At 54.8% G+C, this 20,851-nt stretch carries 18 protein-coding genes and 1 pseudogene; 12 read left to right on the top strand and 7 right to left on the bottom strand.

Going from position 1 to position 20,851, the window contains the following annotated elements; translation table 11 throughout:
- Positions 1 to 56 precede the first annotated feature (56 nt).
- Positions 57 to 791 carry a 23S rRNA (guanosine(2251)-2'-O)-methyltransferase RlmB gene (gene rlmB / locus AC6I8W_RS18355; protein WP_480366144.1) on the top strand — a complete coding sequence of 245 codons (735 nt, stop codon included), beginning with the start codon at positions 57 to 59 and terminating at the stop codon, positions 789 to 791.
- Positions 792 to 880: 89 nt separating this feature from the next.
- A complete protein-coding gene (locus AC6I8W_RS18350) occupies positions 881 to 2,509 on the top strand; it encodes an isovaleryl-CoA dehydrogenase (RefSeq protein ID WP_497836161.1) in 1,629 nt (542 codons plus the stop codon).
- Here the strand turns inward: AC6I8W_RS18350 and bsmA are convergent.
- Together bsmA and AC6I8W_RS18340 are read right to left on the bottom strand one after the other, a co-directional pair.
- A complete protein-coding gene (gene bsmA, locus AC6I8W_RS18345) occupies positions 2,483 to 2,809 on the bottom strand; it encodes a biofilm peroxide resistance protein BsmA (protein ID WP_497836160.1) in 327 nt (108 codons plus the stop codon). The genes AC6I8W_RS18350 and bsmA overlap by 27 nt on opposite strands.
- A gap of 55 nt (positions 2,810 to 2,864) precedes the next feature.
- Positions 2,865 to 4,796 (bottom strand): methyl-accepting chemotaxis protein, encoded by a 1,932-nt coding sequence (locus AC6I8W_RS18340; protein ID WP_497836159.1) that lies wholly within the window; start codon positions 4,794 to 4,796, stop codon positions 2,865 to 2,867.
- Between the two features lie 161 nt (positions 4,797 to 4,957).
- On the opposite strand from AC6I8W_RS18340, the gene yjfP reads away from it, so the two are divergent.
- Complete coding sequence (yjfP, locus tag AC6I8W_RS18335) at positions 4,958 to 5,707, top strand: esterase (RefSeq protein WP_497836158.1); 750 nt, start codon at positions 4,958 to 4,960, stop codon at positions 5,705 to 5,707.
- A 49-nt stretch (positions 5,708 to 5,756) separates the two neighbouring features.
- On the opposite strand, the gene AC6I8W_RS18330 is transcribed toward yjfP, so the two are convergent.
- The gene (locus tag AC6I8W_RS18330; RefSeq protein ID WP_497836157.1) at positions 5,757 to 5,963 is read right to left on the bottom strand and encodes a hypothetical protein; all 207 of its coding nucleotides are present in this window, start codon (positions 5,961 to 5,963) and stop codon (positions 5,757 to 5,759) included.
- 388 nt (positions 5,964 to 6,351) lie between these two features.
- Between AC6I8W_RS18330 and rpsF the strand changes: the two genes are divergently transcribed.
- From rpsF to rplI, 4 genes are read left to right on the top strand one after another with little or no spacing between them, the layout of a single operon-like run.
- Positions 6,352 to 6,747, top strand: a complete 396-nt coding sequence (gene rpsF / locus AC6I8W_RS18325) for a 30S ribosomal protein S6 (protein ID WP_013510684.1) — start codon at positions 6,352 to 6,354, stop codon at positions 6,745 to 6,747.
- A gap of 6 nt (positions 6,748 to 6,753) precedes the next feature.
- Complete coding sequence (gene priB, locus AC6I8W_RS18320; protein WP_013510683.1) at positions 6,754 to 7,071, top strand: primosomal replication protein N; 318 nt, start codon at positions 6,754 to 6,756, stop codon at positions 7,069 to 7,071.
- A 4-nt stretch (positions 7,072 to 7,075) separates the two neighbouring features.
- On the top strand, positions 7,076 to 7,303 hold the full coding sequence (gene rpsR / locus AC6I8W_RS18315; RefSeq protein ID WP_000135199.1) for a 30S ribosomal protein S18: 228 nt from the start codon (positions 7,076 to 7,078) through the stop codon (positions 7,301 to 7,303).
- Positions 7,304 to 7,341: 38 nt separating this feature from the next.
- Positions 7,342 to 7,791 (top strand): 50S ribosomal protein L9, encoded by a 450-nt coding sequence (gene rplI, locus AC6I8W_RS18310; RefSeq protein WP_497836156.1) that lies wholly within the window; start codon positions 7,342 to 7,344, stop codon positions 7,789 to 7,791.
- Between the two features lie 46 nt (positions 7,792 to 7,837).
- Here the strand turns inward: rplI and AC6I8W_RS18305 are convergent, their stop codons facing one another.
- A complete protein-coding gene (locus AC6I8W_RS18305; RefSeq protein WP_497836155.1) occupies positions 7,838 to 8,482 on the bottom strand; it encodes an OapA family protein in 645 nt (214 codons plus the stop codon).
- A 216-nt stretch (positions 8,483 to 8,698) separates the two neighbouring features.
- Here AC6I8W_RS18305 and bamJ point away from each other — a divergent pair, with 216 nt between their 5' ends.
- Entirely contained in the window at positions 8,699 to 9,319 is a 621-nt protein-coding gene (gene bamJ, locus AC6I8W_RS18300; protein ID WP_013510680.1) for a BamJ family beta-barrel-assembly machinery protein, read from the top strand.
- A 39-nt stretch (positions 9,320 to 9,358) separates the two neighbouring features.
- On the opposite strand, the pseudogene AC6I8W_RS18295 reads toward bamJ, so the two are convergent.
- Positions 9,359 to 11,306 (bottom strand): annotated as a pseudogene (locus AC6I8W_RS18295) (bifunctional 2',3'-cyclic-nucleotide 2'-phosphodiesterase/3'-nucleotidase).
- A gap of 284 nt (positions 11,307 to 11,590) precedes the next feature.
- Between AC6I8W_RS18295 and cysQ the strand changes: the two are divergent.
- Positions 11,591 to 12,337 (top strand): 3'(2'),5'-bisphosphate nucleotidase CysQ, encoded by a 747-nt coding sequence (cysQ, locus tag AC6I8W_RS18290; protein WP_497836154.1) that lies wholly within the window; start codon positions 11,591 to 11,593, stop codon positions 12,335 to 12,337.
- A gap of 65 nt (positions 12,338 to 12,402) precedes the next feature.
- On the opposite strand, the gene AC6I8W_RS18285 is transcribed toward cysQ, so the two are convergent.
- Positions 12,403 to 12,957, bottom strand: a complete 555-nt coding sequence (locus AC6I8W_RS18285) for a YtfJ family protein (protein WP_497836153.1) — start codon at positions 12,955 to 12,957, stop codon at positions 12,403 to 12,405.
- Positions 12,958 to 13,274: 317 nt separating this feature from the next.
- On the opposite strand from AC6I8W_RS18285, the gene AC6I8W_RS18280 reads away from it, so the two are divergent.
- On the top strand, positions 13,275 to 13,481 hold the full coding sequence (locus AC6I8W_RS18280; protein WP_208724257.1) for a DUF1107 domain-containing protein: 207 nt from the start codon (positions 13,275 to 13,277) through the stop codon (positions 13,479 to 13,481).
- A gap of 65 nt (positions 13,482 to 13,546) precedes the next feature.
- On the opposite strand, the gene paeA is transcribed toward AC6I8W_RS18280, so the two are convergent.
- Positions 13,547 to 14,890, bottom strand: coding sequence for a polyamine export protein PaeA (gene paeA / locus AC6I8W_RS18275; RefSeq protein ID WP_497836152.1), 1,344 nt, complete (start codon positions 14,888 to 14,890; stop codon positions 13,547 to 13,549).
- A 452-nt stretch (positions 14,891 to 15,342) separates the two neighbouring features.
- Here paeA and tamA point away from each other — a divergent pair, with 452 nt between their 5' ends.
- Positions 15,343 to 17,082 (top strand): autotransporter assembly complex protein TamA, encoded by a 1,740-nt coding sequence (gene tamA / locus AC6I8W_RS18270; RefSeq protein ID WP_497836151.1) that lies wholly within the window; start codon positions 15,343 to 15,345, stop codon positions 17,080 to 17,082.
- Complete coding sequence (tamB, locus tag AC6I8W_RS18265) at positions 17,079 to 20,849, top strand: autotransporter assembly complex protein TamB (protein ID WP_497836150.1); 3,771 nt, start codon at positions 17,079 to 17,081, stop codon at positions 20,847 to 20,849. The genes tamA and tamB overlap by 4 nt, the downstream gene beginning before the upstream one ends.
- The last annotated feature ends 2 nt before the right edge of the window (positions 20,850 to 20,851 follow it).

Genomic DNA, 20,851 nt, shown 5'->3' with positions numbered 1-20,851 from the left:
AAATTGCGCGATCAATCGCGCCGCTACATGTTCGACACCCAACTTTGAGCTAAGTAATGAGTGAGATAATTTTTGGTATCCATGCCGTGCAGGCACTGCTGGAGCGCGATCCTCAGCGTTTTCAGGAAGTTTTTATCCTCAAAGGCCGTGATGATCGTCGCCTGCAGCCGTTGATCGCTGCACTGGAAGCTCAGGGAATCGCTGTGCAACTGGCGAACCGTCAGTGGCTCGACGGTCAGGTGGAAGGCGGGGTGCATCAGGGTATCGTGGCGCGCGTTAAGCCGGGTAAAAATTACCAGGAAGGGGATCTGCCGGATCTGCTGGAATCCATTGAGAACCCGTTCCTGCTGATCCTTGATGGCGTTACCGATCCGCATAACCTCGGTGCCTGCCTGCGTAGCGCTGATGCGGCCGGTGTGCATGCGGTGATCGTGCCGAAAGATCGCTCGGCGCAACTGAATGCCACGGCGAAGAAAGTGGCCTGCGGTGCCGCAGAAAACGTCCCGCTGATCCGCGTCACTAACCTGGCGCGCACCATGCGCCTGCTCCAGGAATATCAAATCTGGATCGTCGGCACCGCCGGTGAAGCCGATCATACGCTGTATCAGAGCAAGCTGCCGGCTGCCCTGGCACTGGTAATGGGGGCGGAAGGTGAGGGCATGCGCCGTCTGACCCGTGAACATTGCGATGAACTGATCAGCATCCCGATGGCGGGTAGTGTCTCCTCGCTCAACGTCTCGGTCGCCACCGGTATTTGTCTGTTCGAAGCCGTGCGTCAACGTCAGGCGTGATCCCCGCCGCAAATTAGTTTCTGTGCCAGGCATAACTGCGCATCGCTCTCATACTTACTCAGGATAACGGGTACTTGCGAGGAGCGGTTATGACCTGGACCACCCACAGCGTTTTCAATCAACCCCAGCCACTCAGCAACAGCAACCTGTTCATCCGCGACCTGCCATTATGCGAAGCCGTCGCGCGCGAAGGCGCGAGCTGGGATCGTGAATGGTTGGCCTCGGTCGGGTTGCAACTAGGCAGCGCCGAATCCCTCGAACTGGGGCGACTGGCCAATGTTCAGCCGCCGGAATTGTTGCGCTATGACGCGCGCGGTGAGCGACTGGACGAGGTGCGTTTTCACCCCGCCTGGCATCTGCTGATGCAGGGATTATGTGCCAGTCGTCTGCACAATCTGAGCTGGCAATCCGATGTTCAACCGAATGCGATGGTGGCACGCGCGGCACGCTTTATTCTCCACGCCCAGGTGGAAGCTGGCTCCCTGTGCCCGGTGACCATGACCCATGCCGCCATCCCGCTATTGCAAAATCATCTGCCCAAACCCTACGCCGACTGGCACGATGTGCTGCTGAGCGACCGTTATGATGCGCATCATCAACCCGGCAATAAAAAACGCGGTTTGTTGATTGGTATGGGGATGACAGAGAAACAGGGCGGCACCGATGTACTCAGTAACAGCACGCGCGCGGAACCGCTGGGTAGACGCGGGCCTGGTGAGGCTTATCGTATCGTTGGTCATAAATGGTTTTTCTCGGTGCCGCAAAGCGATGCGCATCTGATCCTGGCGCAAACCGCTGGGGGGCTGAGCTGCTTTTTCCTGCCGCGTCTGTTGCCGGATGGTGCGCGTAACGCCATCAGGCTGGAACGTCTGAAAGACAAACTTGGCAATCGCTCCAATGCCAGTTGTGAAGTGGAGTTCCAGGACGCCATCGGCTGGCTGATGGGCGAGGAAGGTGATGGGATACGCCTGATTCTGAAAATGGGGGGTATGACTCGTTTCGACTGTGCGCTTGGCAGTCATGGGCTGATGCGTCGCGCATTCTCTATCGCCCTGCATCATGCACAGCAGCGCCAGGTGATGGGGAAAAACCTCAGCGATCAACCGCTGATGCGCACGGTGCTGGCACAGCAGGCATTGCAGCTGGAGGGACAAACGGCTCTGTTGCTCCGCCTGGCGCGCGCCTGGTCAACTCCTGCCAGCGAGCATGAGCGCCTCTACGCACGCCTGTTCACCCCGGCGGCCAAATACGTTATTTGCCAGGCTGGGACACCCTTTGTGGCAGAAGCGATGGAGGTGCTCGGGGGGATCGGTTATTGCGAAGAGAGCGAACTACCACGTCTGTATCGTGAGATGCCGGTCAACAGCATCTGGGAAGGTTCCGGCAACGTGATGTGCCTGGACGTGTTACGCGTTCTGAATCGCCAATCTGATACGCTGGCAATGCTCAGTGGCGAGCTGGAAGCGGTAAAAGGCTGCAATCGCCATTTTGACCGCCGCTGGCGTCAACTGCGCTTGCGTCTCGGCAATGTGCCGGAGGGACAGGCGCGCGCCGTGACGACGGAATTGTTGCAGCTGGCCAGCGCCGCCATCTTGCTCAAAGTGGCGGAACCGCCGCTGGCCGATGGCTGGTGCCAACAGTTTCTCGATACGCGCGGGCAGCGGCCGTTAAGTCACGATCTCAACTCGCGGTTACTGCTGCGAGCCTGTTCCGGTTGAGGGACCGTAAAGGATGGCGGTGGTGTACCAGAAACCGGGCAATACCGTCTCATCCAGCATTAAAACCTGATAATAAGTGGCTCCCAACTGATTGGCCCTGGCGGCAATCGCACGCTGGGCATCATCCGGCGAGCCGCGCACCTGAGCGCTGATGGTGCCGAGTTTCGGCAGTCCATAGCTCTGCGCCCGGTTAATTTCCTGGGCATGCGTGGTCGGGGGCGGCGGGGCTTTGGGAGTTGGCGTCAATGCTGAGCAGCCGCTCAGCAGCAGGCTCAACGCCAGAAATATCAAAACGCGCATGGCAACTCCACTTCAGGGAAGATGGCTCAAGTGTAAGCCATCTTCCCTTGCCACATTATGACTTGAGATGAAAAATACTCACCAGTTGAGTCAGATGATGACCCTGCTGGCTCAGACTTTGGGCCGAGGCCTCAGATTCAGAGACCAGATCGCTGTTCTGATGGGTAGCCTGGCTGATGTGGTTCATCGCCAGATTCACCTGACCAATACCGGATGCCTGCTCCTGAGCGGCGATATTGATCTCACCCATCAGGGCTTTTACCTGCGCGATATGTTCAACAATATGCTGCATGGCATCACGCGTTTGCTCAGACAGGCTATGGCCCTCCGCCACCTTGCTGATGGAGCTGGCGATCAGCCCATCGATCTCTTTGGCTGCCTGGGCACTGCGCTGCGCCAGCGCACGAACTTCTGCGGCCACCACGGCAAACCCTTTGCCGTGCTCACCTGCTCGTGCCGCTTCTACCGCCGCATTCAGCGCCAGAATATTGGTCTGGAACGCTATAGATTCAATCACATGGGTGATATCGGCAATGCTTTGCGAGGCGACACGAATTTCCGTCATGGTATTGACCGAACGCGACACGGTTTTGCCACCCTGCAACACAGTCTGGTCAGCCTCGCTAACCAGCGCCAATGCCTGACGCACGTTGGCGGCGGTTTGCGCCACCGTTGCGCCAAACTGTTCCATGCTGGCGGAGGTCTGTTCCACGCTGCTGGCCTGACGGCCAATCTGCTCGCTGATGTTCTGGCTACTGGCGGCGATGTTGTCGGTGCCCTGGCTTATCTGCTGTGCCGTTTGCCGTACCTGGCCGACGATCTGTTCCAGGCCATCGCCAATGCCGTTAATCGCCGCCACCAGTTGACCAATCTCATCATGGCGCGTTGAGTCGAGATGCGCCTGGAGATTACCCGCGGCATACTCTTCAGCCAGATGGATCACCTGATGGAGTGGACGGGTGATGGCGCGGCGGCTGTACCACATAAAGCCGATCGCAAAGACAATCACCAACGCCAGACCTATGACGATAAACAGGTTACGGCTTTGGGTAATCGGTGCCAGTAGGCTGGCCTGGCTGACTTCTCCGGCAATAATCCAGTTCCAGCCTGGCAACTGCTGCCAGGCCAGCAATTTAGTCTCACCACCCAGCGGAATGGCGATCAGGCCTTTTGGTTGGCTCAGCAGCTGTTGCTGCGTCGCCGCATCCCACTGCGGCAGTTTACCTTCGTGTTGGCTATCAAACAGATATTGGCCCTGAGTTGCGCCGGATGCGCCGTTCAGCACAAAGAAACGTCCGCTGTCACCGAGATGGCGGGCCAGCACTTTTTCGCGCATCAGCGCGTACTGTTTATCGATTTGCACCCCGACAAACAGAATGCCGATCACCGCACCGCTGTCATCGGTGACGGGCTGGTACTGTGTGATATAACGATGACCAAATAAGGTCGCAAGACCGCGATACGCTTCGCCCTGATTCACGCTGCGCCAGGCGGCGCTGCTGCGGTCCAGTCGGGTGCCAATCGCACGGTTGCCGTCTTCCTTCTTTAGTGAAGTCGAGATGCGTACATAATCATCGCCGTCACGCACGAAAACGGTGGAGACCGCGCCAGTGCGATCGAAGAAATCATCCACCGCGATCTGGTCAAGGTTGAGGGTTTTCAGCCCGGCACGTAGGGTTGGCGTGCTGATATCCCCCACCTGAACGCGCGCGCTTTCATCGCGACTAAAGCGTTTGGGCAAAAAACTCTGGAGCAATCGGGTGTAATTCGCCACTTCGGCAGATAGGGTGGTATTAAATAAGCTGGCCATTTCGCTGATGCCCTGCACCTGGTTCTGCATATCGTCGGTCGCCAGTTTTTCCAACTGACGGGCAGCGTTATGGCTCAGGGTAAGGGTGAGGGTCAGCAGTACCACGGCTACGCTTAAAGACGTCAGTACAGACAGCTTGATGCCGAGACCCATTGCGCTGAGAGAGAGACGCTTCATAAAGTACCTATGTTGATGTGGATGAAGGGATACAAGATCAACGGCAAAATGGGGAAAAGGTTTAGGGGAGAAATTATTCACATAAAAATGTGAAGTAACTCGCGTTTTAGGGCGCAGGGTTTACACTTGAGCAAGTGATAATCATTCTCAACGGAGGCGACATGATTGAACTGGCAACGGAGACACTGGCGGGAATCCAGTGTATCCATGCAGCGCCCGCTGGACAGCGTCAGGCGCGTTTACCTACCGTGCTGTTTTATCATGGTTTCACCTCGTCGAAAGAGGTGTATAGCTACTTTGCGGTAACTCTGGCGCAGGCCGGCTTTCGCGTAGTCATGCCAGATGCAGACATGCATGGCGCGCGTTATAACGGTGATACCGAAAGCCGGATGACGCATTTCTGGGAGATCATCAGACAAAACATCGACGAAGTGCCGCTGCTGGAAGCGGCGCTCCGGGAAAACGACTGGATTGCTGAAGAACGCTTTGCGGTGGCCGGTGCGTCAATGGGGGGAATGACGGCGCTGGGTGCCATGGCACGCTATCCGCAGATTCACAGCGTCGCCTGTATGATGGGGTCGGGTTATTTTATGCAACTGAGCCATACGCTGTTTCCACCGCTGGTGGCGCGCACGCCAGAGCAGAAAGAAATCTTTGCCGCACGTCTGGCACCGTTAGCCCCTTATGATCCCAGCCAGCATCTTGCCATGCTGGCGAACCGACCTCTCCTGTTGTGGCATGGTGAAGCCGATGAAGTGGTGCCGTTTGCGGAAACGGTGCGGCTGGAGAAAGCGTTACGTGAAGCGCAACTTGACGGGAAGTTAACGTATCTGTCGGAGACGCAGATTGGGCATAAAATTACCCCTGCGGCCCTGGGCGCGCTGGTGAGTTTTTTCAAACATCATCTGTGAAATAAATTCGGGCTGGCAATCAACCGCCAGCCCGTTACGACACACCGGACTACAATTGTGACGATAACCGATCAGCTGCGCTGCTATTGGCGCCGGTGTGGTTATCACTGGGTGCGCCCAGCCGGTTGACGTAGACAGGGCCTGATGCCGCTTGGCTGCTGTTGCTTCGCATCTGCTGCGTATAATCAGTCGTGCTGGCAACTGCGGGAGTAGACAGGAAGAGACCCAGTAAAGTAGCGATAACGAAAGTTTTCATAATCGACTCCTCACTACAGGGAATTCACTCTCAGACGCCGACGACAAGCCAAACCGTTGCGCCCATTAATAGTTTAGTTCTTCACCCAATTGCTGCCAGCCAGTCCAGTTGAACCTCTTGTTCAGACTTTTTGCTGTCGTGCCGCTTAACTCACTGAATTGCCCTCATTAGCACAAAATGACTCCTTGCCTGGCACATAGCACGCCATTTGATGAATTGTGCGCTTGAGTTTAGCGGGTAACGTCAGTATGATTACGCGTCAATTTTTCAGCTGCATTCAGAGGTGTGTTTCATTTATCGAATGAATCACAACCTATAACGTTCCTTGCTTCCGTGGGCCGCAGCTGACCCTGACAGGAGGCTGAATAATCCGTAAGGAGCAATTTCGATGCGTCATTACGAAATCGTATTTATGGTCCATCCTGACCAGAGCGAACAGGTTCCGGGCATGATCGAGCGTTACACTGGTGCTATCACTGGTGCTCAGGGCACGATTCACCGTCTGGAAGACTGGGGCCGCCGTCAGCTGGCTTACCCGATCAACAAACTGCACAAAGCACACTACGTTCTGCTGAACGTAGAAGCGCCGCAGGAAGTGATTGACGAGCTGGAAACTAACTTCCGTTTCAACGACGCCGTTATCCGCAGCATGGTTATGCGCGTTAAGCACGCGGTAACTGAAGCATCTCCGATGGTTAAAGCGAAAGACGAGCGTCGTGAGCGCCGTGAAGATTTCGCTAACGAAGCGGCAGATGACTCAGATGCTGGGGATTCTGAAGAGTAATCCAACGTGACGACCAATCGACTGCGCCTCTCTGGCACTGTGTGCAAGACGCCGGTTCGAAAAGTCAGTCCGTCAGGAATTCCTCACTGCCAGTTCGTGCTTGAGCACCGTTCCATGCAGGAGGAAGCCGGGTTTCACCGGCAAGCCTGGTGTCAGATGCCGGTGATTATCAGCGGTAGCGCCCATCAGGCGATTACTCAACATATAACGGTCGGCACGCAACTCATTCTTGAAGGTTTTATTAGCTGCCATCAGGCACGCAATGGCCAGAGCCGAATGGTGTTACATGCCGAACAGATTGAATTGATAGATTCTGGAGACTAGCCAAATGGCACGTTATTTCCGTCGTCGCAAATTCTGCCGCTTCACTGCGGAAGGCGTTCAAGAGATCGATTACAAAGATATCGCTACGCTGAAAAACTACATCACTGAAAGCGGTAAGATCGTACCGAGCCGTATCACCGGTACTCGCGCTAAATACCAGCGTCAGCTGGCTCGTGCTATCAAGCGCGCGCGTTACCTGTCCCTGCTGCCGTACACTGATCGTCATCAGTAATCGGCCGCCGTCAACCACGACTTTAAGAGGATAAGGTAATGCAAGTTATTCTGCTTGATAAAGTAGCAAACCTGGGCAGCCTGGGTGATCAGGTTAACGTTAAAGCGGGCTACGCTCGTAACTTCCTGTTCCCGCAACAGAAAGCTGTACCGGCTACTAAAAAATACGTTGAGCAATTTGAAGCGCGTCGCGCTGAACTGGAAGCCAAACTGGCTGACGTTCTGGCCGCTGCTAACGCACGTGCTGAAAAAATCAACGGTCTGGGCAGCATCACCATCGCGTCTAAAGCAGGCGACGAAGGTAAACTGTTCGGTTCCATCGGTACTCGCGACATCGCTGACGCTGTAACTGCAGCTGGCGTTGAAGTGGCTAAGAGCGAAGTTCGCCTGCCGAACGGCGTTCTGCGCACCACCGGTGAGCACGAAGTTGACTTCCAGGTTCACAGCGAAGTATTCGCGAAACTGGTTGTGAATGTCGTTGCTGAGTAATTTTACTCGGTAATGCGGAAAAGCCGGCCTTGTGCCGGCTTTTTTGTTATTGCGCGCGGATAAAACTGCCGTCTGGCTGGCGGGTAAACAGCACCTGGCCGTTGCCACTGTCCACCGTCAATCCTGTTACTACACCCTGAGCATTCTGACGAATCTTCACCTGCTGACCACTTTGCAATGCGCTCAATGGCTGATCGTTGCCTTCCACTCGCGCCATCGCAAACACATCATTTACGGGCAAATTGTTATCGCGGAACAACTGCGCCAGCGTCTGGCCGGATGCGACGGTATAGGTGCGCCATTCACCTTGTGAATCAGGTGCAGGCGTCGTTTTGTTGTCATAAATCTCGGCCTGCATCGGCACCTCTTTGGGCGCACTATCGTTGACCGGGCGTTCCACCGGGTACTGCGGTGTGCTGCTGGGCCACAGAAACGCCAGTAAAATTACCAGCAGGGCAATCACGATACCGCGACGATGCAGCGCGGGCAGGGGGTCCATCCAGCGGACGTTGTCCAGCAGATGCCAGACGCGGTTCAGACCTTCAGCAACACGGGAAGGGGTAGCAGAAGCCATTCGTGAATCCTCCTCACTGGCGGCCTGGCGTTTGCCTTGCGGCAGCCAACGTTGCAACCAGGGTAAAATAGTACGCGGTGCGCGCGTCCTGCGACGTCGTGGGGCGATCTGGCCCATGTATTCTCTCTTATCTCGACGGAGGAAAGGTTCATCCTCTCCTCTATTGTAGTATGGGCAATGTCGGCGCGAAGTGCCTGCCAGCATTGAAAAATTTCACGTCTGTATTGTTTCTCTTTCCCTGAGAAATGTCATCTGTGATGCGTGAGATTTTACGCCAGCGGCCAGCGCTGTTATGCTGCCGTTTCTATTTTTCTCCGGGATTAAGGAAACAAGATGACGACCCCTTCATTCGACAGCGTCGAAGCACAAGCAAGTTACGGTATCGGTTTACAGGTAGGCCAGCAGCTGCTGGAGTCCGGATTGCAGGGCCTGCAACCGGAAGCGCTGCTCGCGGGCCTGCGCGACGCGCTGGAAGGGAATTCACCGGCAGTTCCGGTTGATGTGGTCCATCGCGCACTGCGCGAAGTACACGAGCGTGCTGAAGGCGTGCGTCGTGAGCGTGTACAGGCGATGGCAGCAGAAGGCCAGAAGTTCCTTGAGCAGCACGCACAGCGTGAAGGTGTGAGCAGCACCGAATCTGGTCTGCAATTCAGCGTGATCAAACAGGGTGATGGGGCTATCCCGTCTCGTCAGGACCGTGTGCGTGTGCACTACACGGGTAAACTGATCGACGGCACCGTGTTTGATAGCTCTGTCGCGCGTGGTGAACCGGCGGAATTCCCGGTAAGCGGCGTGATTGCTGGCTGGATTGAAGCCCTGACCCTGATGCCGGTCGGCTCTAAATGGGAACTGGTGATCCCACACAACATCGCCTACGGCGAGCGTGGCGCAGGTGCTTCCATCCCGCCATTCAGCACCCTGATTTTTGAAGTTGAGCTGCTGGAAATTCTGTAAGGTTTTGGTCGGGCGGCGCTGTGTGCCGCCCGCCATTTCTCACTGCTGCTGTAAATTTACCTGCCAGATGGCAAATCCAATCTCATCACTTCCCACCGCTTTCATCGGATAATCCGCATGTTGCTGGATAAAGCCGGTCGCTTTCGCGCCAGGCGCGGTTTCGAAACGAATATCTAACGGTGTATCGCTAAGAATCGGTGCCAGACGCCAGTTATGGTCGACCTGTGGTTTCACCTCGCCATGGGCTTTGGTTTCGCTGCTGATATAGGCCGCGACTACGGAGCGGTTCTCATCAGGCGAAGCAAAAGCCACGAACTTATCTCCCGTACCGGCAAATTTGCCGCCATAAGCGCGATAGTTATTCGTTGCCACCAGGAAGGTCATGCCAGGATTAATCGGTTTACCTTGCCAGACCAGGTCCTTAATACGTGACGCATCTTTATTGATCAGCTGACATTCGCTGTCGTAGCGTGCCGGTTGGGTGATATCAATCAGGTACTGCACACCGTCAATGACATCAAAGTTGTAGGTGCGGAAATCCCAGTTGATCAGCGCCTGAGGTTTAGCGCTGTGCGGATCGATCTGGTTAAATTGCCCGGCTGAGCACTCCAGCCACTCCTTCACCTGCGCGCCACTCACCTTCATCACCACCAGGGTATTGGGATAGAGATAAAGATCGGCGGCGTTACGGAAGGTCAGGTCACCTTTCTCCACTTCCACGTAACTGGCCGGATCGTTTTTGCGACCACCGGCTTTGAAGGGAGCTGCCGCGCTCAGTACCGGCAACTGGCTGAGATCAGGATCGCCCTGAATAAAATGTTCTACATAAGCACGCTGCGCATTATTGACGATCTGTACCGTCGGATCGTCCTGTACCAGCGATAGATAGCTGTACATCACATCAGCGGATTTACCGATTGGTTTGGCGACGAATGCGCGCGTGGCGTGATGATCCTGCGCCAGCACTTGCACCAGACTGGTGTCTTCGGCGGCCAGTGATTTTTTTGCTGTGTTGTCATAGATCGGACGCGCCTCGGCTTTGCCCTGCGTCACCTGCCAGTGACCATCGGTGTTATTCAACACCAGATCGACCACGCCAAGATGATCGCCCCACATGCCTGGCATCACTGCGGGCACACCATTCAACGTTCCCTGGGTGATATCAGCGCCTTTAATTGCCGCGAAATCCTTACTCGGGAACACCGCATGGGCATGCCCAAACATGATGGCATCAATACCTGTGACCTGGCTGAGATAGTAAACCGAGTTTTCCGCCAGGGCGTGATACGGCTCACTGCTTAAACCAGAATGTGGGATAGCGATGATTATTTCAGCACCTTTTGTACGCATTTCCGGCACATAACAGCTTCGCTGTTTCCGTGGTGTCATCAACGCGAACTTTTCCCTGCAGATTGTTGCGATCCCAGACCATAATCTGCGGCGGAACAAAGCCGATGTAACCGATTTTTAACTTTTGTGGCTTCCCGTCGCGGTCAGTGACGGTAGTTTCCTTGATAAGGTAGGGGGTAAACAGCGGTTTTCCGCTTTTCAGGTCAATAATGTTGGCATTCACATAAGGAAAACGCGCGCCCGCCAGCGCTTTTTTAAGATAAGACAGACCATAATTAAATTCGTGGTTGCCGAGGTTGCCGACGCTGTAATCCAGCGTATTAAGCGCTTTATACACCGGGTGGACTTCGCCGGGCTTCAGTCCTTTCGCCGCTATGTAATCGCCGAGCGGGCTGCCCTGTATGATGTCGCCATTATCTACCAGCACGCTATTTTTGACCTCCGCACGCGCCTGATGAATCAGCGTCGCGGTACGCACCAGGCCAAATTTTTCCGTCGGGGTATCTTTGTAGTAGTCGAAGTCCATCATGTTGCTGTGCAGATCGGTGGTTTCCAGAATGCGCAGATCCACCGTTGCGGCCTGCACCAGGGCGGTTGAAAGGCCGAGTGTCAGTAACGCCATGCTCACTTTGAACATGTTTTCTCCTTGTTGCTGTCCATTGGGCCTCTCAAAATAATGTAAAAAGGTGACAAATTGTCAGATGAAAACGTGATGTGCTTCAGGCTTTTGCCATATTGATCCCGTTGAGTCATGGATCGCCAGGTCGCAGGTGACGGCAGGCAATGAACTATGGTATTGATATTAAAATAGATTGCTCTCTGCCCTGACATGAGCGCCGGATAAAACTGGCTGCCTGCTAAAATGGATACAGGTTTACTGAGGGTGGCGAGTAAGCAGAATCAGCAGAAAAGAGGTGAAGTATGTTAGAGCAAATTTGCCAGCTGGCTCGTGTGGCCGGCGATGCGATTATGCAGGTTTATAACGGTGTGCAGCCGATGGATATCGAACGTAAGGCGGATGACTCCCCAGTCACGGCAGCCGACCTCGCCGCGCATAAAGTGATCGTCGCCGGTTTGAATAACCTGACGCCAGACGTGCCGGTACTGTCTGAAGAAGATCCTCCTGGCTGGGAAATCCGTCAGCACTGGCAGCGTTACTGGCTGGTCGATCCGCTCGACGGCACCAAAGAGTTTATCAAACGCAATGGTGAATTCACCGTGAATATCGCCCTGATTGAAAAAGGTAAACCGGTGCTGGGAGTGGTATATGCCCCCGCCATTGGTGTCCTTTATTCCGCCGCTGAAGGCAAAGCCTGGAAAGAAGAAGGCGGTAATAAAACCCAAATTCATGTGCGCGATGCACGTCCACCGCTGGTGGTGATCAGCCGTTCTCATTTCGATAAGGATGAGGAGCTGAAAGAGTATATCCAGCAACTGGGAGAGCATCAGACCACGGCCATCGGTTCATCGCTGAAATTCTGCCTGGTGGCAGAAGGAAAAGCACAGCTCTACCCACGTTTTGGGCCAACTAACATCTGGGATACCGGTGCCGGACACGCGGTGGCGATTGCCGCAGGTGCACATGTGCATGACTGGACCGGTAAAACCCTTGACTACGCCCCACGTGAATCGTTCCTCAACCCGGGCTTCCGCGTGTCGCTGTTTTAGCGTGTTCCGTAACGGCGCACGAAATCGCGCCGATTAAGAGCCAGGGCGCGCGATTAATCGCGCCGCTACTTCAGCAGTTGATGCAACAGCGCCATCACCTGCTGAACTTCCAGCTGCGTCAGTGCGCCATCTTTAGCGAACTGCACATGCCCGTTCTTATCCACCACCACCACAGCTGAGCCGCCACTTTCCAGTTGCCAGGCTTTACGCGCATTGCCGTTGCTGTCGACAATAAATTGCGACCACGGATACTGCTGCTTATTGCTTTCGATGCTGCTGCGCACAAACATACCGGTCCCCGGAATCGCATCGTCCGTGTTTACCACGGTGGTGGTCTGGTAGCGGTCGTGCGGTAAACCGGCGGCTTTGATGGCTTCAATCAGCGCTGCATTTTTTTCTTTTGCTGACGATCGCCCGGCAATGTGTTGAATGACCCGCACCTTGCCAATCAGCTGTGCGCTATTCCACGGGCGATAACTAAATTTATCCTGTTGCCAGAGCAATTCTCCTTTGTCGTTCACACCGACCGCAGGCACGCGCTCCCCTTGTTTGAACAGGTGTGCTGCCGCGAGATTAGGTAAAAGTAGTGCCAGTGCAAACACCAGATGTGGCAATCGCATGAAAGTTGCTCCTTGGTGATCCGACCAGTTGGTCATGTTCCTGCAATAATAAGCGCGGATGATGCGCCCTGTCGCGACGAGTTCACAGCTTTGTAACCCACGCCACAATTCCTTAATGTCTGAAGGTTTATACTGGATTATGTGACCGTGATAACAGAGTGTTCTGTAATGATGTGTCAATTCAGTAAAAAATTCATTTTTTCGGAACATCCGCATCGCAGGATGTTCTATAGTTTAGGCCTCATTTTCGCTTCATGGGCTCGTACCGATTTTGGCAACGGCGAAGCGTTTTACATCTGTACAGGAGTTAGAACAGTATGAAGATCTTCCAGCGTTATAATCCGCTGCAAATTGCGAAATATGTAAAAACGCTATTTAAAGGAAGGTTGTATATCAAGGACGTTGGCGCATTCGAGTTCGATAAAGGGAAGGTGCTTATCCCGCGCGTCAAAGACGTACAGCACTTAAGCGTGATGTCTGAAATCAATCGCCAGGTGCTGCGGCTACAGGCCGAGTACAATTAAGCAGAAGAAAGGGCGCCGATGGCGCCCTGAATTTTGTTGCGGCGCGATTTATCGCGCGTCTTTTCTTAAGATGATGGATTTTCAGCATCAGCGATGGCGTTCTTCGCCACATTCAGCACCGGTGGACGCTCATCAATGCGTGTCACCAGCAACTGGTCAATGCGATAGCTATCGATATCGACCACTTCAAACTTGTAACCCGCGAACTTCACAAAATCGGTACGTTTCGGGATTTTGCGCAGCATATACATCATAAATCCGCCGATGGTTTCATAGTTGCCCGACTGTGGGAATTCGTCGATATGCAGCACGCGCATCACGTCATCAATCGGCGTACCGCCTTCCACCAGCCATGAATTCTCATCACGCGCCACAATCTGCTCTTCCAGCCCCTGGCCGACCAGATCGCCCATTAACGTGGTCATCACGTCATTGAGCGTGATAATGCCGACCACCAACGCGTATTCGTTCATGATCACTGCAAAATCTTCACCCGCGGTTTTAAAGCTTTCCAGTGCTTCTGATAACGTCAGCGTATCCGGCACAATCAGCGCGGAGCGGATTTGCACACCGCTATTCAGCGTCATGCTCTGGTTGCCCAGCACGCGCAACAGCAGCTCTTTGGAATCGACATAACCGACGATATGGTCAATATCGCCATCACACACAAGGAACTTGGAGTGTGGGTGCTGGGCGATTTTCGTTTTCAGGCTGCCCTCGTCTTCGTGCAGATCGAACCAGACGATATTTTCACGCGACGTCATGGAAGAGGGCACGGTACGCGATTCCAGCTCGAACACGTTCTCAATCAGCTCATGCTCCTGCTTACGCAGCACCCCGGCCAGCGCACCGGCTTCCACCACGGCATAAATGTCATCGGAGGTGATGTCATCTTTACGCACCATCGGTAGCTTAAAGATACGGAAGAAGACGTTGGCGAGGCCGTTAAACAGCCATACCAGTGGGCGGAACACCAGCAGGCAGAAACGCATCGGATTGATGATGCGCAGCGCAATGGTTTCCGGCGCGATCATGCCAACGCGTTTCGGGGTTAAATCGGCAAACAGAATGAACATGCTGGTGACGATGGTGAAGGAGCAGATAAAGCTCAGCTGATCGGCCAGTTCTGGCGAGACAAAGCGGATGAACAGCGAATTAAAGGCGGGTGAGAACGCCGCATCACCGACGATACCACCGAGGATGGCGACCGCGTTCAGGCCGATTTGCACTACGGTGAAGAACATACCTGGCGTCTCCTGCATCTTCAGGACACGCTGTGCATTGATGTTCCCTTCGTCGGCCAGCAGCTTGAGCTTAATCTTACGGGCGGCCGCCAGTGAGATTTCCGACAGGGAGAAAAACGCACTGATAATAATCAGTAAAAGAATGACAAGTAAGCTATCGAGCATAAAAGATCCGTTGGGTTAATCACTTGTCATTTTTGGCCTGGGCAGCTCAGGAAAGGGCGTACGTCCGGTACTCACCAGTCAAACAGGGCTATCCGTGCCAAAAATGTCTGCGCCAATTCGACAAGGCAGTAAACGTCGGGGCAGAAATGAACGCAGGCGTTGCCTGCTGGATGCTGATTATAGCAGCAGCGCTTATCATGCCGCCAGCGGAGACGTTACAGCCATTAAGATTAGTCTGAGTGCTTGTCAAGAAGACGCAGAAGCGCCGCTTGGTTGTTGTATCGATCCGGTCATTTGCCGACAATAGACGCGATTTGGCTTAGTTGCCGTTTTTATGCAGCTGTTCGGGGAAAAGAGCGGCTATGCTGATGGGTATGCCTGCACTGGTTTTACCCGCGAAACAGACACATGCCCCTGCGGAATAGGGGCAGGCATTATTAACAGGAGTAAGCGTGCCACGATTTCATGTTTATTGCATGGCCAGCCTGCTGCTGGTTGCACCTGCCCTCCAGGCGGCCAAGGTGCGATTGCAGTTGGAAGGCTTATCCGGGGAATTAGAGAAAAACGTCAGGGCGCGCCTCTCCACTATAGGTAGCGATGAGGTTTCCAACGACGGCCGTTTTCGCGCGCGCGTTGCTGTTGCGATAAAAGAAGGTCTGCGTGCGCTGGGTTACTACGAACCGCAGATTGACTTCGAATCGCGCCCGGCACCGCCGCAGGGTGGCCGCCCGGTATTGATCGCGCGCGTCACTGCCGGGGAGCCGGTGAAGATCGGTGGCAGCACCATTGTGGTAGAAGGTGCGGCGAAAAACGATCCCGACTACAAAGCCTGGGTTAAGCAAGGGACACCCAAAGTGGGCACCCAGCTCAATCACGGCGCTTACGACAAATTTAAAAGCGGTTTTTCCAGCCTGGCGCTGCGTAATGGTTATTTCGACGGTGACTTTAAGCGGAGCCAGCTTGGTGTATCGGTAGAACGTCGTGAGGCGTTTTGGGACATTGATTATGACAGCGGCCCGCGCTATCGCTTTGGCGACGTCACCTTTCAGGGATCGCAGATTAATGAAGCCTATCTGCGCAATCTGGTGCCGTTCAAAGAAGGCGACCCCTACAGCTCGCGTGATTTAGCAGAACTTAACCGCCGCCTTTCCGCCACCGGCTGGTTCAATTCAGTGGTGGTGGCACCGGAATTTGAAAAAGGGCGGCAAACGAAGGTGTTGCCGCTGAACGCCGTGGTTTCGCCGCGCGTGGAAAACACCCTCGAAACCGGTATTGGTTACTCCACGGATGTAGGGCCGCGCCTGAAAGGCACCTGGAAAAAGCCGTGGATTAATGACAGCGGCCATAGCCTGACCACCAGCGCCTATATTTCCGCCCCGGAACAGCAGCTCGATCTTAGCTACAAAGTCCCGCTGCTAAAAAGCCCGTTGGAACAATACTATACCTTCTCCGGCGGGGTAAAACGCACCGATCTGAACGACACCAAAGCCGACACCACCACGCTCGGTATGTCGCGCAACTGGGATAGCAGCAGCGGTTGGCAAAAAGCGATCAACCTGCGCTGGAGTCTCGACCACTTTACCCAAGGCAGCGTCACCAACACCACCATGTTGCTGTATCCCGGCGTCAGCCTCAGCCGCACCCGTTCACGCGGTGGCCTGATGCCTGATTGGGGAGATTCACAGCGCTATTCCGCCGATGTGTCGGACACCACCTGGGGTTCGGATGTCGACTTTCTGATCTTACAGGCACAAAACGTCTGGATCCGCACCCTCGGTGAGAAGAACCGCTTTGTGCTGCGCGGCAATCTCGGCTGGATCGAAACCAACGATTTTGAAAAAGTGCCGCCCGACCTGCGCTTCTTCGCCGGGGGCGACCGCAGCATTCGCGGTTACAAGTATCAGGGAATTTCACCCCGTGATGACAACGGCAAGTTGACCGGTGCCTCGAAACTGGCGACCGGCTCCGTCGAATATCAGTACAACGTCACCGGTAAATGGTGGGGAGCGGTGTTCGTCGACTCCGGTGAAGCGGTAAACGATATCAAACAAAGCAATTTCAAAACCGGTGCAGGCTTTGGCGTACGCTGGGCCTCTCCGGTCGGGCCGATCAAACTCGATATCGCCCGTCCGATTGGTGATGATGAGGAGCATGGATTGCAATTTTATATCGGACTGGGGCCTGAACTATGAAGCTGTGGAAAAAGGTCCTGATTGGTTTTGGTATTTTTCTGCTGCTGATTTTCGGCAGCGTGGCGTTCCTGATTGGCACCACTCCGGGTTTGCATCTGTTGTTGAAAGGAGCCGATCGCTGGGTGCCGGGATTATCGATCAACAAAGTTGAAGGTGGCTGGCGCGATCTGACACTGAGTGGCGTGAAATATGAAATGCCGGGTGTCAGCGTGGATGCCGGGCGCTTCCATCTGGCGCTCAGGTTGAATTGCCTGTTGCATTCATCGGTGTGTGTCAACGACATCGCATTGCAGGATGTCAGCGTGGTGGTGGATAGCAAGAAAATGGCACCGGCCAGTCAGGCTGCGCCAGAGCCGGAGAGTGGTACAACCAATCTCAGCACGCCCTATCCGATTACACTCAGTAAAGTCGGCCTGCATAACATCAACGTCAAAGTGGATGATACGGCAATTTCGCTGCTTGATTTCACTACCGGCCTGCACTGGCAGGATCGTGCGCTGACGTTGACACCCACCCATATTGAAAGCCTGCTGATTGCGCTGCCCAAGGCAGCCAAAGTGGTCGACGAACAGGTGGTGCAGCCGAAAATTCAGCAGCCACAGCCGGAAGAAAAACCGCTTGGTGAGACATTGCAGGCGATGTTCGCTCAACCGCTACTGCCTGCATTGCCAGACTTCCAGCTGCCGTTGGATATCACCGTACAGGAGCTAAGCGGCAAACAGCTACGGCTGACCGGCGATACCGATGTCACGATCAACAGCCTGCTGCTGAAAGCCCAGACCACCGATCGCCATCTGCAACTGGAAACCTTCGACGTTGATTCCACGCAAGGGCAGATCAACGCCAGCGGCGATGCCACTCTGGCTGATAACTGGCCGGTGAATTTTGCGCTCAACGGCGCAGTGAATCTCGACCCGATAAAAGGTGAGAAGATTAAACTGAACCTGAGCGGCGCGCTGCGTGATGAAGTGAAGCTGGCGCTCAATCTGTCCGGTCCGGTGCAGGCACAACTGGATGCCGCCGCCCAGCCTGCGGTGGCAGGGCTGCCGTTGTCACTGAAGCTGACCAGTCCCCAACTACGCTGGCCGCTGACCGGGCCGGTGCAGTATCAGGCGGATAATCTGGATTACCAGTTCAAAGGAAAAGCTACCGATTACGTGATGTCATTGCGTACGGCGGTGAAAGGGGAAGGCGTCCCACCTGCTGACATATCACTCGACGGCAAGGGGAATGTGCAGCAGTTCAGTCTCGACAAACTGCGCGTCGCCGCTTTGCAAGGCAATATCGACCTGACGGCGCTGGTGGACTGGAGCAAAGCGATCAGTTGGCACAGTGAACTGACGCTATCCGGCATCAATACCGCCAAACAATACCCGGAGTGGCCCGCGAAGCTGGATGGCAAAATCGCCACGCGCGGCAGTCTATACGGCGGCACCTGGCAGCTGAGCGTGCCGCATTTACAGCTGAAAGGGAATGTGAAAAACAACGCCGTGAGTGCTGACGGCTCGCTTACCGGCAATAGCTACAACCAGTGGAAAATCCCCGGCATCAACCTGGTACTGGGGCGAAACCATGTGGATGTGAAAGGCGAATTGGGTGATGCCCTCAATCTCGACGCCGTTATTGATGCGCCGCACCTCGACAATGCGCTGCCGGGGCTGGGTGGTGTGGTGAAAGGCAACATCAAAGCGCGTGGAACGCTACAGGCACCGCAGGTGTTGGCGGATCTCACCGCGACTGGCCTGCGCTGGCAGGCGCTGAGCATTGCGCGTGTTGTGTTGCAGGGGGATGTGAAATCCAGCGACCAGGTGGCCGGTAAACTGCAACTGCGTGTTGAGCAACTGAAGCAGGACGCGCTGGCGATCAATTTGCTGACGCTTAATGCTGACGGCAATGAAAAGCAACATCAGCTGAAGCTCAACGTGCAGGGTGAACCGGTCTCTGGCCAACTGGCGCTGAATGGCAGCTTTGACCGCAAAACCCAGCACTGGCAGGGTACGCTGAACAACACCCGCTTCGATACGCCGGTGGGCGAGTGGCGTCTGACACGAGCGATGGCGATTGATTATCTCAACAGCAAGCAGACCGCGACTATCGGGCCACACTGCTGGCAGAACCCCAATGCGCAAGTATGCGTGCCGGAGCCGATTGAAGCGGGAGCCAGTGGTCACGCGCACGTGGTGCTGAGTCGTTTTGATTTAGCGATGATCAAACCTTTCCTCACCGATGAAACCAAGCTGACCGGTGTGTTCAGTGGTGATGCTCGTGTGAACTGGACGGCCGACGGTGCACTGCCAACCGGCACCGTTTCGCTGAAGGGTAATGGCGTGAAAGTTGAACAGGATGTGCAGGGCAACACACTGCCGATTGCTTTCGACACCCTCAACCTCAATGCTGCCATGCAAAACGGCCGTGCCCAGCTCGACTGGCTGATTCGCATTGCGAATAACGGCCAACTGAGTGGTAACGTGCAAATTGCCGATCCTGAGAAGCGGCGTCAGCTGTCGGGTAACGTCAATATCAGCAATATTTCGCTGGCGATGTTCAACCCGGCATTGATGCAGGGTGAGAAGATCAAGGGCAGCCTCAACAGCGCTCTGCGCCTCGGCGGCGATCTGCAACAGCCGCAGGTGTTCGGTCAGTTGGCGTTGAGTGGCGTAGATGTGGAAGCCAGCTTTATGCCGGTTGACCTCACTGCCGCCAATCTCAACCTGGTGTTTAACGGCATGAGTTCGACCCTCAATGGTTTGATTCAGACCGCACAAGGCAATATCAACCTCAACGGCAATGCCGACTGGAGCCAACTGGATAACTGGCGTGCGCGTATTGCTGCACAGGGCAGCCGGGTACGCGTCACCGTACCGCCGATGGTGCGTATGGATGTGTCGCCAGACCTGGTGTTTGAAGCGACGCCAGCTGCCTTCAATCTTGACGGCAGAGTGGATATCCCTTGGGCGCGTATCACGGTGCAGGAAGTGCCGGAAAGTGCCACTGGCGTATCGTCGGATGAGGTGATGCTGGACCAGAACCTTAAGCCGATTCAGTCGAAAACCACCGCGATTCCGATTAACAGCAATCTGGTTATCCACGTCGGCAACGATGTACGCCTGTCGGCTTTCGGCCTGAAGGCGAAGTTGAATGGTGATCTGAAGCTGGTACAGGATAAAACCGGTCTTGGTTTAAATGGCCAGATTAATATTCCAGACGGTCGTTTCCGTGCTTATGGTCAAGATCTGATTGTGCGTAAAGGCGAACTGCAATTCGCCGGACCACCCGATCAGCCGTATCTGAACCTTGAAGCCATCCGTAACCCGGAGTCTACCGAGGATGATGTCACTGCCGGGATCCGCGTGACCGGGTTAGCCGATGAACCTAAGGTGGAAATCTTTTCTGACCCAGCGATGTCGCAGCAGGAGGCACTTTCTTATCTGTTGCGTGGTCAGGGACTTGATGCTAACGGTGACAGCAACGCGTTAACTTCAGCGTTAATTGGCTTGGGGGTTGCACAAAGTGGGCAGGTTATGGGTAAAATCGGCGAGACGTTCGGTGTTAGTAACCTTGCACTTGATACCACCGGGGTTGGCGACAGCCAGCAGGTGCAGGTAAGTGGTTATGTGCTGCCGGGTCTGCAAGTAAAATACGGTGTTGGCATATTTGATTCACTGGCGACTTTAACCTTGCGTTATCGCCTGATGCCCAAACTCTATTTGGAAGCCGTGTCTGGCGTTGATCAGGCACTGGATTTGCTCTATCAGTTTGAGTTTTAGCA

Source organism: Pantoea sp. X-Soil-TKNS-1211 (assembly GCF_059730495.1).
Note: the sequence above shows the minus strand (reverse complement) of the source record. Positions and strands in the feature narration are given on the sequence as shown.